The 14,520-nt window shown below is 61.2% G+C and carries 12 protein-coding genes and 1 tRNA gene; all 13 read right to left on the bottom strand.

Translation table 11 applies throughout. The features are described from left to right. Positions 1-147: 147 nt before the first annotated feature. Positions 148-1,293, bottom strand: a complete 1,146-nt coding sequence (gene carA, locus HY737_02135) for a glutamine-hydrolyzing carbamoyl-phosphate synthase small subunit (GenBank protein MBI4597186.1) — start codon at positions 1,291-1,293, stop codon at positions 148-150. After that, entirely contained in the window at positions 1,290-2,561 is a 1,272-nt protein-coding gene (locus tag HY737_02130; protein MBI4597185.1) for a dihydroorotase, read from the bottom strand. Before HY737_02130 ends, carA begins: the two co-directional genes overlap by 4 nt. Next, positions 2,545-3,525 carry an aspartate carbamoyltransferase catalytic subunit gene (locus HY737_02125; protein MBI4597184.1) on the bottom strand — a complete coding sequence of 327 codons (981 nt, stop codon included), beginning with the start codon at positions 3,523-3,525 and terminating at the stop codon, positions 2,545-2,547. The genes HY737_02130 and HY737_02125 overlap by 17 nt, the downstream gene beginning before the upstream one ends. Before the next feature lie 2 nt (positions 3,526-3,527). After that, complete coding sequence (pyrR, locus tag HY737_02120) at positions 3,528-4,094, bottom strand: bifunctional pyr operon transcriptional regulator/uracil phosphoribosyltransferase PyrR (GenBank protein ID MBI4597183.1); 567 nt, start codon at positions 4,092-4,094, stop codon at positions 3,528-3,530. Between the two features lie 199 nt (positions 4,095-4,293). Then, entirely contained in the window at positions 4,294-5,124 is an 831-nt protein-coding gene (lpxA, locus tag HY737_02115) for an acyl-ACP--UDP-N-acetylglucosamine O-acyltransferase (GenBank protein MBI4597182.1), read from the bottom strand. Continuing rightward, positions 5,121-5,825, bottom strand: coding sequence for a 16S rRNA (cytidine(1402)-2'-O)-methyltransferase (gene rsmI / locus HY737_02110; protein ID MBI4597181.1), 705 nt, complete (start codon positions 5,823-5,825; stop codon positions 5,121-5,123). The genes lpxA and rsmI overlap by 4 nt, the downstream gene beginning before the upstream one ends. A gap of 2 nt (positions 5,826-5,827) precedes the next feature. After that, positions 5,828-7,666, bottom strand: coding sequence for a glutamine--fructose-6-phosphate transaminase (isomerizing) (gene glmS, locus HY737_02105; protein ID MBI4597180.1), 1,839 nt, complete (start codon positions 7,664-7,666; stop codon positions 5,828-5,830). Positions 7,667-7,725: 59 nt separating this feature from the next. Beyond that, entirely contained in the window at positions 7,726-8,793 is a 1,068-nt protein-coding gene (gene nagA / locus HY737_02100; protein MBI4597179.1) for an N-acetylglucosamine-6-phosphate deacetylase, read from the bottom strand. Between the two features lie 16 nt (positions 8,794-8,809). After that, positions 8,810-8,881: transfer RNA gene (locus HY737_02095), tRNA-Glu, on the bottom strand. A gap of 60 nt (positions 8,882-8,941) precedes the next feature. After that, positions 8,942-11,551, bottom strand: coding sequence for a DNA gyrase subunit A (gyrA, locus tag HY737_02090; GenBank protein ID MBI4597178.1), 2,610 nt, complete (start codon positions 11,549-11,551; stop codon positions 8,942-8,944). 2 nt (positions 11,552-11,553) lie between these two features. Further along, the gene (gene gyrB / locus HY737_02085; protein MBI4597177.1) at positions 11,554-13,977 is read right to left on the bottom strand and encodes a DNA topoisomerase (ATP-hydrolyzing) subunit B; all 2,424 of its coding nucleotides are present in this window, start codon (positions 13,975-13,977) and stop codon (positions 11,554-11,556) included. Further along, positions 13,974-14,192, bottom strand: a complete 219-nt coding sequence (locus HY737_02080) for a hypothetical protein (GenBank protein MBI4597176.1) — start codon at positions 14,190-14,192, stop codon at positions 13,974-13,976. The genes gyrB and HY737_02080 overlap by 4 nt, the downstream gene beginning before the upstream one ends. Then, the gene (locus HY737_02075; GenBank protein MBI4597175.1) at positions 14,176-14,496 is read right to left on the bottom strand and encodes a DUF721 domain-containing protein; all 321 of its coding nucleotides are present in this window, start codon (positions 14,494-14,496) and stop codon (positions 14,176-14,178) included. The genes HY737_02080 and HY737_02075 overlap by 17 nt, the downstream gene beginning before the upstream one ends. Between the last annotated feature and the right edge of the window lie 24 nt (positions 14,497-14,520).

The raw sequence follows: 14,520 nt of genomic DNA, 5'->3' as shown, positions 1-14,520 counted from the left end.
CTCAGCGAGCCGGCAGCGAATGCTGTCAAGCTGCGGCCACCTGTTCGATCGCGCCCCAGCCGGGCGCGGAGTTGGTGGCCGCTTCGCTGCAAGGCGAGCGCCCGGAGCGAGCACTGAGCGAGCGGGCTGGCCGGGAGCACGACTGAGTTACACATGAACGCCTTCGATCAGATCGATAAATCGTTGAAAGAAATATTGCGCATCGTGGGGCCCGGGCGACGCTTCGGGATGATACTGGAGGCTCAGGATCGGCAGCGTCTTATGCGCCATGCCCTCCACGGTTCCGTCATTCAGATTTTTATGCGTGACCTCAACCTTGCCCCCCGGGATCGACTCCACCGGCACGGCAAAGTTATGGTTTTGCGTCGTGATGTCCACCTTCTGCGTCGTCAGATCCTGCACCGGATGGTTGCCGCCGTGGTGGCCGAACTTGAGTTTCACGGTCGTGCCGCCATACGCATGTCCCAGCAGCTGATGCCCGAGGCAAATCCCGAGCATTGGCACATGGCCCATGAGGGCTGTGATGGTGTTGATCGCATAGCTCACCGCGGCAGGATCCCCAGGGCCATTGGAGAGGACGACGCCATCCGGTGTGCGCACGAGGATCTCCTTCGCCGTCGTGGTCGCCGGCACCACCGTGACATGGCAGCCCAACGCCGCGAGGCTCCTGAGGATGTTGTATTTGACGCCAAAATCCATCACAACAACCCGGGGCCCCCTGTGTGCTGTGTGCGGCCCGCCCCGGCTCCGCGGGTCGGGCCGGGGTGCGCTGTCTGCTGTCCACTCGTATGGCTGCTCACAGGTCACCTGTTTGACCAGGTCAACGCCGACGATGTCCGGCGACTCGCGCACTCGTTGTAAGAGCTTTCCCTGATCGGATTCTGTCGTGGACATGCCGCATTTCATCGAACCTTGCGTGCGGAGGATGAGGGTCAGGGCGCGCGTATCAATGCCGTCAATCGCCACGATCTTGTGCCGTTTCAAATACGCCTCAAGCGTCTCCTGCGAGCGGAAGTTGCTCGCGATCGGCGAGAGCTCGCGGATGATGAAGCCTTCCACCCATGGTTTGCGCGACTCGACATCTTCGTCGTTGACGCCGTAGTTGCCGATGTGCGGATACGTCATGCACACGATTTGGCCCTTGTACGACGGATCGGTCAGCACCTCTTGATAGCCGGTCATCGACGTGTTGAAGACCGCCTCGCCGAAGGTTTCGCCTTCCGCGCCAACCGCGCGCCCCTTCAATGCCGTCCCATTTTCCAGCACCAGCCATGCCGGCTGCGGGATCGTCATCGGCCGGCCTCGGCCCCGTGATGAAGCGCGGTGACCACGGCTGCAGGAAGCTGCCGGCCGGCAAATGGGGTGTGGCGGCCTTTGGAGGAAAAGTGTTTCGGCTCCACGGTCCAGGTGGCGTTCGGATCGATGATCGCAACATCGGCCCAGGCGCCGATGTTGAGCGTGCCGGCTTCGATGCCGGCGATCCGCGCCGGGTTGACGGCCAATCGCTCAATCAGTTGCGGCCAGGTCAAGAGCTTCGGCGCGATGAGCGTATGCGCACACACACCCAGCGCCGTCTCAAGGCCGCTGATCCCGAAGGGGGCGGAGTCGAAATCGGCTTCTTTTTCCCAGTCCGTGTGCGGGGCGTGGTCCGTCGCGATGCAATCGATCGTGCCATCCCGCAGCCCTTCGATCAGCGCCTGCCGATCCTCTTCGGCGCGCAGCGGCGGATTGACCTTGGCGCGCGTATCAAATTCCCCAATCGCCTCTTCGGTCAGCGCGAGATGGTGGGGGGTCACTTCGGCAGTGACGCGCACGTCGCGCCGTTTCGCCTGGCGGATCATCTCGACCGATTTGGCGCTGGAGAGATGCGCAACATGAACCCAGCCGCCGGTCAGCTCGGCCAGCGCAATGTCCCGCGCCACCATCACTGACTCGGATTCGCCGGGAATGCCGCGTAATCCTAAGGTCGTCGACACCAGCCCTTCGTTCATCACGCCGTTGGCGAAGAGCGTCGGCTCTTCGGCGTGTTGGATCAGCGGCCGGCCGAAGAGTTTCGCGTACTCCAGCGCTCGCCGCATCAAGAACCCGTTGGCCACAGCGCTGCCGTCATCCGAGAGCGCCACACAGCCTGCGTCGAAGAGCTCGGCAAAATCGGTCAACTCGTTCCCGGCGCGCCCTCGCGTAATCGCCCCCACCACTTTCACGGTCACCAGTCCCAGCCGCTCGGCCTCCCGATGCACCAAATCCACGGTGCCGCGCTGATCAATGGCCGGCGTGGTGTTCGGCATGGCGCACACTGTCGTGAATCCTCCGCGCAGCGCTGCCCGCGCGCCGGTTTCGATCGTCTCTTTGTCCTCCCGTCCCGGCTCGCGCAAATGCGTGTGCAGATCGACGAATCCTGGAGTCACCAACTTTCCGCTGGCATCAATCGTTTTCGCGCCATCGGCGAGGATCGAGGCATGCACATCGACAATTTTCCCTCGGTCAATGAGGATATCCGTCCGCCCGTCCCGCCGATTCGCAGGGTCCACCACATGACCGCCCTTAATCAGCAGCTTCATGGTCCCCTCGGGAGGCGCCGGAGACGAGATACAACACCGCCATGCGAACCGCTAGGCCGTTCGTCACCTGATCGAGAATCACGGAGTACGGGCCATCGGCCACATCCGAGTCCAGCTCCACCCCGCGGTTGACCGGCCCGGGATGCATGATCAGCACATCAGGCTTGGCGGACGCGAGCCGCTCGCGGGTAATGCCGTAGTGCAGCCGAAACTCCCGCAAGCTGGGGACGAGCTGGGCTTCCTGCCGCTCATGCTGGATCCGCAGCAGCATCAGCACATCAGCGCCGCGGATCGCTTCCTCTAATTGGTGGGTCACGCGCACCCCGCCCTGCCCCAGCTGCTCCACGTGCGGCGGAATGAGCGTCGGCGGGCCGCAGAGTGTGACGCGGGCCCCCAGCTTCGTCAGCCCCCAGATGTTGGAGCGCGCCACCCGCGAGTGCGCGATATCGCCGATGATCGAGACCTGAAGGCCAGTGACGCGCCCCTTCTTCTCGTGCATGGTGAACAGATCCAGCAACGCTTGGGTCGGATGCTCATGGGCCCCGTCGCCGGCGTTGATCACCGAGGAGGCCGCATGTTGCGCAATCAGGTGAGGCACGCCGGCGGCGGCATGGCGCACGACCAAGACATCGACTTTCATCGCTTCGAGATTGCGCACCGTATCCAGCACCGTCTCGCCTTTTGAAAGGCTGGATCCGGCCGCGGCGATGTTCACGATATCGGCGGAGAGTCGTTTGGCCGCCAATTCAAACGAAGTGCGCGTTCGCGTGCTGGGCTCAAAGAAGAGGTTGACGATGGTCTTGCCGCGCAGGGCAGGGACTTTCTTGATCGGGCGCAGGGAAATATCACGGAACGACGCTGCGGTGTGGAGGACGAGCGTGATTTCTTCCGGGGTGAGATGCCGAAGCCCCAGGAGATCCTTTTTCGTCCACTGGGCGGTCTGCTCGGCGTGCTCGGTCGCCATGGTCATGGCCGCACCGCGGCGGCGGCTTCAATCATGACTTCTTCTTTTTCATCAAGCTCATTGAGCCGGACATCGATGCGCTCGCTCAGATTCGTCGGGATATTTTTCCCCACATAATCCGCGCGGATCGGCAGCTCCCGGTGCCCGCGGTCCACGAGGACCGCCAACTGAATCGTCTTCGGCCGTCCCAGATCGTTGATCGCGTTCAAGGCGGCCCGAATGGTTCGGCCGGTGAAGAGCACGTCATCAACGAGCACGAGGTGGAGATCAGTAATGTCAAACTCGATGGCGGTGGAATGGACCACGGGGTTGGGAGCAATGCGGGAGAGATCATCGCGGTAGAGCGTAATATCGAGGATGCCCACGGGAATGGTGCGCTGATCGATGGCCTCAATCTCTTTCGCCAGCCGCTGAGCCAGAATGGCCCCGCGGGTGCGGATGCCAACCAAGGCCACGTCGATCGTGCCCTTGTGGTGCTCAACGATTTCGTGGGCGACGCGGGTGAGTGCCCGTCGGATCGCCTCGGGATCCATGAGCCGCGCCTTATCGTGGAACGCCGCGGCACTCATCGGCCCCTCGGCTTCGCTCGGGGCAAGACATAAAAAAACCCAGCCTCGGCTAGCTGGGATTCCCTTCCTGCGGTCTGATTGTCCTGCCTCATGTCCTTGCCCGCCTCTCAGGACGGTCCTTAAAGGTGAAGAGTGTACATCTATTATACGAAAATACCGGTGCACCTGTCAACAGCAATATATCTAGACGCCCGTCTGTCTATTTTGACCGACTAGGCAATAGGGACTCCCCTTCCTCTATATGGTCTTCCTTGGAGTTGCCGGCGCAGATGCCGCGCTTCGACTGCTCGATGAAGCTGACGAGTACCACGAGCTCCTTGGATGGGGGGAGTTTCTTGATCTCCTCGATGGCATGCGGCACGCTTAAGCCCTCACGATAGAGGAATTTATACGCTTGGCGGATCGTTCCTCGGATGGGAGCGCTGATGCCAGCGCGCCGCAGCCCCACCACGTTGACCCCTTGGATCACCCCGGGCCGTCCGCCGCAGACCATATACGGCGGCACATCTTTGTTGATGGCCGAGAGCCCGCTGATCATCGCCAGCCGGCCCACCCGGCAGAATTGGTGAAACACCGCCATGCCGGAGAGCACCGCCTCATCCTGCACCTCGCAATAGCCTGCGATCGAGGCCAGGTTAACGAAAATCGTGTGGTTGCCCACCTGGCAATTGTGGGCGATATGCGCGTTGGCCATGAGAAAGTTGTCGCTGCCGAGGGATGTCGTCGTGCCGGGTTTGGTGCCGCGATGAATCGTCACGTACTCGCGGATGATGTTGCGATCGCCGATCGTAGTAAAGCTCGGCGAGCCGTCAAACGCATGATCCTGCGGCTCATGGCCGATGATCGCCCCAGGGTGGATCTGGTTCTCATGGCCAATCGTCGTGCCTGGCCCGACATAGACGCTCATCCATAGTTTGTTCTTCGAGCCGATGACGGCCCCATCGGCAATCACGCACCCCGGCCCAATCTCGTTGCCCTCCCCGAGCTGGACGTTCTTGCCAACGATGGCGGACGAATGAATCGTATTCATGGCTCGTGGCCAGGTGGCCGCGTGGCCAGGTGGCCGGCTCCAAGGACAAGCACGAGCTCGCCGCGAGGCGCATGGGTTTCAAAGTGCGCCGCGAGCTCGCTTGCCGTTCCGCGCGCGATCTCTTCAAACATCTTCGTCAATTCTCGCGCGCACACGACCGAAATGTCGCCAAGCACGTCGCGGATCTCTCGCAGCGTTTTAAGTAGCCGATGCGGCGATTCGTACAGCACGACGGTCCGTTCCTCTGACTTCAGCGCTTCAAGACGCTTGCGGCGGGCGCCTGGTTTGCTCGGCAAAAATCCTTCGAACACAAAGCGTTCAGTCGGTAACCCGGAGAGGACCAATGCGCCGATGAGGGCGGTCGCACCTGGGATCCACGCCACGGAGATCTTCGCGGCGATGGCCTCATGCACCAGCCGCCAGCCAGGATCGCTGATAAGCGGGGTCCCGCCATCGCTGACCAGCGCGATCGATTCGCCATCCTGTAAACGCTCGAGCAGCTCCGGAGTCCGCTGCCGCTCATTGTGGTCGTGCAAACTGATGAGCGGCTTGTGAATCTCGTAGTGCTGCAGCAGCTTGCTGGTTTGCCGTGTGTCTTCGCACGCAATGGCATCGACGGTCTTCAACGTCTCGACCGCGCGAAACGAGATATCCTTCAGATTCCCGATCGGCGTTGCCACGACCGACAGCGTGCCGGTCATCACTACTCTACCGTGACGCTTTTTGCAAGGTTTGGAGGTTGGTCGATATCGCAGCCGTTGGCGTCGGCCACGTAGTAGGCGAAGAGCTGCAGCGGAATGGCCGCGATGATCGGGGAGAAGAGCTCCTCGGTTTTCGGCACGTAGAGCACATGGTCCGCGTGGCGGCGGATTGCGGTGTTGCCTTCGGTTGCGATGACGATGCACGCCCCCTTGCGCGCGCGGATTTCTTCGATGTTGGAGATGACCTTTTCATATACCGGCGAGTCCGTCGCCAGAAACACCACCGGCCAGCCTTTGCGGATCAGCGAGATCGGCCCGTGCTTCATTTCGCCGGCCGCATAGCCTTCGGCATGGATCAACGGGCAGATTTCTTTCAGCTTGAGCGCGCCTTCCAGCGCGCTGGGATAGTGGTAGCGGCGCCCCAAATAGTAGAAATTGCGCTCGGCGGCGTATTTCGCCGCGGCCTTCTTGATCGCCGGCTCAATGGTGAGCGTCCGCTCGATGATGTACGGTAACTGGGCGAAGTTCTCCAGCAGCGCCCGCCATCGGCGCGGCGTCATCCGCCGCAGCCGCTTGGCCAGATACAGCGTGATCAGGGCCAGCGCCGTCAGCTGCGACGTGTAGGCCTTGGTTGAGGCGACGGCGATTTCCGGCCCGGCATGCGTGTAGAGCACCGCATCGGATTCTCGCGCAATGGAAGATCCCACGACGTTGCAAATCGAAAGAACCTTTGCGCCTTGCGATTTCGCCAATCGCACGCCAGCAAGCGTATCCGCTGTCTCGCCGGATTGGGTAATGGCCATGACGGTGGTGCGGCGGTCGAGTGTGACTCCGCGGTAGCGGAATTCGCTGGCCAAGTCGACATCGACGGGCGCGCCGGCGAATTCTTCCAGCATATATTCGCCCACCAAGCCCGCGTGATAGGCGGTGCCGCAAGAAATGATGATGAATTTTTCGTCCGGGTGCAGCGCATCGAGAAACGCCTTGGTGCGCCGGTCAAAGGTCACGCGCCGCGTGTCCGGCAGCAGCCGATTCGCCAGGGTTTGCGCAATGCTCGCCGGTTGCTCGTGGATTTCTTTGAGCATGAAGTGCGGGTAGCCGCCGCGCTGCGCGGCCTCGCGGCTGAAGGACACCGTGCTGGGAGCGCGCTGAATGGGTTTGCCATCCAGCGTCGTGATCCGAGCCCCCTTGGCGGAAAGCTCTACGACCTCATCGTCGTGTAAGTAGACCACGCGCCGCGTATGGCCCAAGATGGCCGGCACGTCAGAGGCAAAAAACGCTTCACCCCCGCCCAGCCCGACGATGAGCGGGCTGCTGTTGCGCGCCCCGAAGAGCCGTGTCGGCTCATCAGCCGAGAGCAGGCAGACCGCATACGCGCCGCGCAGCTCTTTGAGGGCCAACCGGAAGGCCTCTGCGATGGGCGCATGCTTGGCGTGCTCTTCAATGAGATGGACAATGATTTCCGTGTCGGTTTTCGAGCGAAACCGATGGCCTTTCTCCAGCAACCGCTCCTTCAGCTGCGCGTAGTTCTCAATGATGCCGTTATGGATGATGGCAAGCTTGCCCGTGCAATCCGTGTGGGGATGCGCGTTGATCTCATTCGGCAGACCATGCGTCGCCCATCTGGAGTGACCCACCCCGATGGTTCCAGAAATCGGCTTGCGCTTAATCTCTTCGATGAGCGCGCTCAGTTTACCTGGTCGCTTGCGAATCTGAATCCCCCGGCCATTGAGCACCGCGAGTCCGGCGGAATCATAACCCCGATATTCAAGATTCCGCAAGCCCTCAAGAAGGACGTCCGTGACTGGCTTGGTTCCCACGTATCCGATAATCCCGCACATCGTCTCTCATTCGATATCAGATATGAAATGGCCATTTCATATCTGATATCGCCTTGCCGTTAACGCTGGTGAATGATCTGCCCGCCGACGACGGTCAGCAGCACGCGAAAGTGTTTGTCGAACGCCACCAGATCGGCGCGTTTGCCGACGGCGATTACTCCGCGCCCCCGATCCCCAAGCAAGCGCGCCGGAACTTCCGATGCCATCCGGACGGCGTCCAGCAGCGACACCCCGCCCCACGCGACCGCATGCTGGACGGCGCGCATCATGGTCAGCGCGCTGCCGGCCAATGTTCCCGTCTTCAGGAAATACGCCCCGCGCCGTTTCACGACGTTCCAGCCTTGATACCGAATCGAGTCGGTCACCAGTGCCACGCGATCCACCCCTTTGGCGCGCACCAACAAGCGAAAGGCAGAAGGGCTCACGTGCACTCCGTCGAGAATCACCATGGCCGTCAGTCGATTATCCGTCAGCGCTGCGTCGAGCAGCGACGGGCGCCGGTGATGGAATGCCGGCATGCCGTTAAAGACGTGGGTCGCAGCACTCGCACCCGCGTTCACGGCGCGTTCGGCCTGCTCAGTCGTCGCCGCGCTGTGGCCCAGGGATGCCACGATGCCCCGTCGCCGGCACCAGCGAATGGCCGCCATGGCTCCAGGTAGCTCCGGCGCAATTGTCATGAGCCGGATCGCGTGAGTGCTCCCCAGTGCTCGAAGCTCAGCACCTCGAGGCGGTCGCATCCAGCGCTTGGGTAATGCCCCGGCCCGGTCGGGATTGACAAACGGGCCTTCCAGATGCGCGCCAAGACACTGGGCGCCTTCAAATGCGCGCAGCTCGGTCTGGGCGATCAAACGGTCGGCTAATCGTTTCGCTGCTTCGGGCCCGATCGTGCGCAAAAACGCTGTGGTGCCGGATCGCGCCAGGTCGCGCGAGAGCCGCTGCGGCTCGCCCCACACATGCAGGTCAATGAACCCTGGGACGAGGTAGGCGCCGTGGAGATGAATCGATTTCGCCCCACGTGGCGGCCGGCCACGAATCGACCCGATACGACCGTTGTTAACGCCGAGGGCCCCGTCGATGATCCCGCGAGGAGTGACAAGCTTTCCGCCCGCTAGCGATAGTTCGACCATGATCAACTTTCAAAAATGTCCCCGGCGGGAATCGAACCCGCGTTGTCAGCTCGAAAGGCTGTTGTCCTAGCCACTAGACGACGGGGACGTGTCAGATATGATATCAGATATCAAACCGGGGTTTGATATCTGATATCGCCTGGAAAGCTTATTTCTTACGTTTGGTGGCAGGCTTGGCGCGCGGCGGTTTGGCTTTTGCCTGAGGCTTCGCCTTCAATGGCTCCGGGGGGGCTGCAGCGGCCTGGATATCCTCAATCGAAACCACCTCGCCGATTTCCGCGGGCTGCGCTTTCGGTTCGGTGTTCCGTGGAGGCGGATCGGCGGTTTCTTCCGCCGCTTGCGGCACCACGCACGCCACCGACGCGACGCGGTCTTTGCCTTTGATGCTGATCAACCGCACCCCTTGGGAGGCGCGGCCCGTGGCGCGCACGTCTTTGACCGGGGAGCGCACCATCATCCCCTCGTGCGAGATGAGCATCACCTCATCCTGATCCGTCACCGCTTTAGCACCCACCACCGCCCCGTTTTTCTTCGTGACCTTGATGTTGATGATCCCCTTGCCGCCGCGGCTCTGCACGCGATACTCAGCAATGTCGGAGCGCTTGCCGAAGCCAAGCTCCGTGACAGTCAGCAGGGTCGCCTTCGGCCGCACCACGACCATCGAGATCACCTCATCGCCCTTCCCCAGGCGGATGCCGCGCACCCCGCGGGCTGATCGGCCGACTTCGCGAGCCTGCCCCTCGGGAAATCGAATCGCCTTGCCCTGCTTGGTCACCAGCAAGATTTCCCGCTCCCCGTCGGTGACCTCGGCCTCGATGAGCTCATCGCCTTTGTCCAGGGTGATGGCGATGATGCCGCCTTTGCGAGGATTTGAGTAGGCTTCAACCTTCGTCTTCTTCATCGTGCCCTGCTTGGTCGCCATGAGGAGAAATGTGCTCGGCGTAAATTCCTTCACCGCCACAAAGGTTGAGAGCCGCTCATCTTTTTGCAGCGATAGCAGATTGGCGATCGCGGTCCCGCGCGCGTAGCGGCCGGCCTGCGGCACCTCATGGACCTTGAGCCAATAGCAGCGGCCCATATTGGTGAAAAACATCAGCGTTTCGTGCGTCGTCGCGACAAAGAGATGCTCCACAAAATCCTCTTCTTTCGTCTCCATCGCCGTGACCCCGACACCGCCGCGCCGCTGCTTGCGATAGGTCGACACCGGCAGCCGCTTGATGTACCCGGTGTGGGTAATGGTGATCACCACGTCTTCCTCGGCGATCAAATCCTCGATCTGCAAGTCCTGGATCTCGCCGACGATGTCGGTGCGCCGCTCATCGCCGAATTTCTTCTTCACGTCCTGCAGCTCGGTCTTGATCACCTCCAGCACTTTTTTCTCGCTCTTGAGGAGCATCTGGTAGTACTCGATCTTCTTGATCAGCTCCAGGTACTCGGCTTCGATCTTCTCGCGCTCCAGAGCCGTGAGCCGCTGCAGCTGCATTTCCAGGATGGCCTGGGCTTGCCGATCCGAAAAATCAAACTTCTTGATGAGTCCTTCCTTGGCTTCCTGCGGGCTCTTGGAGCCTCGAATGAGCTTGATAATGGCATCCAGATTCGCGATCGCTTTCTTGAAGCCTTCCAGGATATGCGCTCGCTCTTGCGCTCTGGCCAGCTCAAACTTCGTGCGGCGGGTGATGATCTCCTTGCGATGATCCACGAATGTCTGGAGCATCGATTTCAGCCCCAGCACCCGCGGCCGCCCGTCGACCAGGGCGAGCATGATCACGCCGAAGGTCGTCTCCATCTGCGTGTGCTTGTAGAGCTGATTCAGCACGACTTGATCGTTGGCATCGCGCTTGAGTTCGATCATCACGCGCATGCCGTCTTTGTCCGACTCATCGCGCAGATCCGAGATGCCTTCGATGGTCTTCTCCTGCACGAGCTTGGCGATGGTCTCCAGCAGTGTTGCCTTGTTCACCTGATACGGCAGCTCGGTGATGACAAGGGCTTGCCGGTTGCCTTTGAGCTGTTCGACTTGCGCCTTGGCGCGAATACGAATCGACCCTCGGCCGGTGGCGTAGGCATCCTTGATGCCATCGCGCCCGCAGATGATCGCCCCGGTCGGAAAATCCGGCCCCCGCACGTGCCGCATCAAGGGGCCGAGCTCAATCTGCGGATCCTCGATCAGCGCGCAGGCCGCATCGACCACTTCGGTCAAATTGTGCGGCGGAATGTTCGTGGCCATCCCAACGGCGATGCCGCTGGAGCCATTGACGAGCAGGTTCGGCAAGCGCGCGGGAAGCACCTTTGGCTCTTGGAGCGAGCCGTCAAAGTTCGGCGCAAAGTCCACGGTGTCTTTATCGATCTCATCGAGCAGCTCCATCGCGATCGCTTGGAGCCGCGCCTCGGTGAAGCGGTGCGCGGCCGGCGCATCCCCATCAACGCTGCCGAAGTAGCCTTGTCCATCGATGAGCGGATAGCGCAGCGAAAAGTCTTGCACCATGCGCACGAGCGCGTCATAGACGGCCATATCGCCGTGTGGATGATACTTGCCCAAAATTTCCCCGACGATACGAGCGCTTTTCTTATACGGCTTACCTGGCTCCAGGCCGAGATCCTGCATGCCGTAAAGAATGCGCCGGTGGACCGGCTTGAGCCCATCGCGCACATCAGGCAATGCCCGCCCGACAATGACGCTCATCGCGTACGAGATGTAGGAATCTTTGATCTCTTCCTCAATCTCTCGATTCACAATCTTCTCACCCAGTGCGTACATAGTTAGATATCCAGGTTTTTGACTTCCAGAGCGTGCTCTTCGATAAACTGTTTGCGAGGCTCCACCGCCTCGCCCATCAGGGTCGTGAACATGCGCTCGGCTTCGACCGCATCTTCCAGCGTGACCTTCAGCATCGTGCGCTTGGCTGGGTCCATCGTCGTATCCCACAGCTGCTGCGGATTCATTTCCCCAAGCCCTTTGTACCGCTGGATCGTCAGCCCTTGCCGCCCTTCTTCCTCAACGGCCAGCAGCACCTCGCGCAATCCGCCGAATGGCTGCGTTGTGTTCTCGCCTTCCAGCCGAAACGCTGGTTTCCCATCTTTAGGATGGTAATCTTCCAGCGAGAGGTCCAGCTTCTTGAGCTTCTTCTCGAGATCCTCAAGCTCCGAAGCCTCGAACAGCTCGGCGAATTGCGCGGCGGCATTCGACGATGCCTTCTCCAGCTCTTCGAGGTTCAGCTCCTGCTTCTCGGCGAATTTCGCCAGCTCTTCATCATCATACAGGAAGTGCTGCTCGCCATTCAGCCGGATCATGTACAGCGGCAGCCCCTTCTTCGGATGGCGCTGCGCAAAATAGGTCGCCGGCTCAAGGCGATACCGATGCAGCCCGCGGCTCACCCGCTCGAGTTCGGCCAGTGCGCGCAGCAGTTCCAGCAGCGTCTTGTCTTTGAAGGTCTTCTTGCTTGAGACGTGCGTGAGTGTTTTGCCCTCAGCGCCGAGCTCCAGCAGCAGATTTGACATCTGCTCATCCGTCTCGATGTACTCTTCGCGCTTGCCGCGCTTGATCTTGTAGAGCGGCGGCTGCGCGATGTAGATATGCCCGGCCTCAACCAGCTTATTCATCTGCCGATAGAAAAAGGTCAGCAGCAGCGTGCGGATATGGTTGCCGTCGACGTCGGCATCAGCCATTAACACTACCTTGTGGTAGCGCAGCTTCTCCAGCGAAAATTCGTTGCCGATGCCACAGCCAAGCGCAGTAATAATCGTCCGGATTTCTTCATTGGTCAGCACTTTTTCCAGCCGCGCCTTCTCAACGTTGAGAATCTTTCCCTTAATCGGCAGAATCGCCTGAAATCTCCGGTCCCGTCCCTGCTTGGCCGAACCGCCGGCGGAGTCGCCTTCCACGATGTAGATCTCGCAGAGTGCGGCGTCGCGCTCGGAACAGTCGGCGAGCTTGCCAGGCAGCGCGCTTGATTCCAGCAACCCCTTCCGGCGGACCAGCTCGCGCTCGTGCCGCGCGCGCTCGCGGGCCCGCGCTTCCACCAAGCATTTATCCGCGACCTTGCTCGCCACCGACGGATGCTCTTCAAAAAACGCGCCCAGCTTCTCGTTGCAAATCGAGGCGACGATGCCCTCCACTTCCGGCGTGCCCAGCTTCGCCTTGGTCTGCCCTTCAAACTGCGGCTGCGGGACTTTGACACTCACCACCGCCACGAGTCCTGCGCGGGCGTCTTCTCCTTCAATCGTCAGGCTGTCGCCCTTAAACAGATTTTTCGCCTTGCAGTAGGTGTTGATCGTCCGGGTCAGCGCCGATTTAAACCCAGAGAGATGGGTCCCGCCGTCGACGGTGTTGATGTTGTTCGCGAAGGCGTAGAGGTTCTCGGAATAGCCGTCGTTGTACTGCAGCGCGATTTCGACCGCGGTGGTGCCCTGCTCGCCCTCGAAGGCGATCACATTGTGCAGCGGGGTCTTGTTCTTGTTGATGTGCGCGACAAACTCTTTGATGCCGCCGTCGAACTTAAACGACGCCTCTTTGTCGGACCGCTCGTCCTTGATCGAGATGGCCAGGCCCTTATTTAAGAAGGCCAGCTCGCGCAGCCGGTTGGACAGCGTCTCGAAGTTGTGCGCGATGCCATTCGTGAAAATTTCCTTATCCGGCTTGTAGGTGATCCGCGTGCCCGTGCCGGAGACTTTGCCGATGGTCGTCAGCGGCGAGACCGCCTTGCCGCGCGCGTAGCGCTGGCGATACACCTTGCCGTCGCGCTTGACCTCCGCCTCGAGCCATTCGGATAATCCGTTCACCACCGACACCCCCACCCCGTGCAGTCCGCCGGAGACTTTATACGTCTTGGAGTCGAATTTGCCGCCGGCGTGCAGCTTCGTCAGCACCACCTCAAGCGCGGATTTTTTCTCGGTCTTGTGTTGGTCAACAGGAATCCCGCGTCCGTCATCGACGACCGTCACGGAGTTGTCCTGGTGGATGGCCACCTCGATCTTGGAGCAGTGGCCGGCCATGGCTTCATCGATCGAATTATCGACGACTTCTTCGACGAGATGATGCAGCCCGCGCGGGCCGGTATCGCCGATGTACATCGCCGGGCGGCGGCGGACGGCTTCCAAGCCCTCCAGCACTTGAATGCTGCTCGCGTCGTACGCTTTCCCCGCCGCCGTCGAGGGCGCGGATGTCTTTGCGGTGTTGCGTTTCATGGTTGCTGCGCTCGCCATACCAGTCTCGTCGTCCTCCCTGCCGTTGTTCCCGTCTGCTCGACCACGGCCCGCAACGTCCCGGGCCGCGTGAGGGTGTTGTAAATGCTGTTATCGCGAAAAATCAGTTGGCTTCGGATCCGCCGCTGCCGGCCGCGCACCACCGCGACCAGCTCGGTCGTGCGAACCGCGCGCCCTCGATCAATGAGATACGGCATGCCGTCCTGCCGTCTGCGGCCGAACTACGAGACTGGTGACTTTGCCCTCGGTCAGCGTCCGTACGTGCTGGGCGAGGCGCTCGCGCTGAAAGTGCAGCATGAAGCTGTCCCCGGGCTGCTCCGCGGCGATCACCAGCTGGCCGCGGCGAACGCTCACCGGCTGCGTATGCGCGGCAAGGTCCGGGCCGACCAACCGTTTCCAGCGGCGCCGCAGCAGATCAAGCACGGCATGGTGCTGCTCCACCCGCTTCAGCACGCTCGGTAAGAGCGCATCGATCCGCTGTCCTGTCGGTTTGCTCATCATCTGCGGTCATCCGCGCGCAGCGTT

Source organism: Candidatus Omnitrophota bacterium (assembly GCA_016209275.1).
Taxonomy (GTDB): domain Bacteria; phylum Omnitrophota; class Gorgyraeia; order Aquiviventales; family Aquiviventaceae; genus JACQWM01.
The sequence above is the reverse complement of the archived record's forward strand: the minus strand, read 5'-3'. Positions and strand labels throughout refer to the sequence as shown.

Excerpts from the sequence above, each read along its gene's own strand:
- carA (MBI4597186.1), bottom strand. The coding sequence starts at position 1,293 with ATGACGATCCCGCAGCCGGCATGGCTGGTGCTGGAAAATGGGACGGCA.
- HY737_02130 (MBI4597185.1), bottom strand. The coding sequence starts at position 2,561 with ATGAAGCTGCTGATTAAGGGCGGTCATGTGGTGGACCCTGCGAATCGG.
- HY737_02125 (MBI4597184.1), bottom strand. The coding sequence starts at position 3,525 with ATGGCGACCGAGCACGCCGAGCAGACCGCCCAGTGGACGAAAAAGGAT.
- pyrR (MBI4597183.1), bottom strand. The coding sequence starts at position 4,094 with ATGAGTGCCGCGGCGTTCCACGATAAGGCGCGGCTCATGGATCCCGAG.
- lpxA (MBI4597182.1), bottom strand. The coding sequence starts at position 5,124 with ATGAATACGATTCATTCGTCCGCCATCGTTGGCAAGAACGTCCAGCTC.
- rsmI (MBI4597181.1), bottom strand. The coding sequence starts at position 5,825 with ATGACCGGCACGCTGTCGGTCGTGGCAACGCCGATCGGGAATCTGAAG.
- glmS (MBI4597180.1), bottom strand. The coding sequence starts at position 7,666 with ATGTGCGGGATTATCGGATACGTGGGAACCAAGCCAGTCACGGACGTC.
- nagA (MBI4597179.1), bottom strand. The coding sequence starts at position 8,793 with ATGGTCGAACTATCGCTAGCGGGCGGAAAGCTTGTCACTCCTCGCGGG.
- gyrA (MBI4597178.1), bottom strand. The coding sequence starts at position 11,551 with ATGTACGCACTGGGTGAGAAGATTGTGAATCGAGAGATTGAGGAAGAG.
- gyrB (MBI4597177.1), bottom strand. The coding sequence starts at position 13,977 with ATGAAACGCAACACCGCAAAGACATCCGCGCCCTCGACGGCGGCGGGG.
- HY737_02080 (MBI4597176.1), bottom strand. The coding sequence starts at position 14,192 with ATGCCGTATCTCATTGATCGAGGGCGCGCGGTTCGCACGACCGAGCTG.
- HY737_02075 (MBI4597175.1), bottom strand. The coding sequence starts at position 14,496 with ATGATGAGCAAACCGACAGGACAGCGGATCGATGCGCTCTTACCGAGC.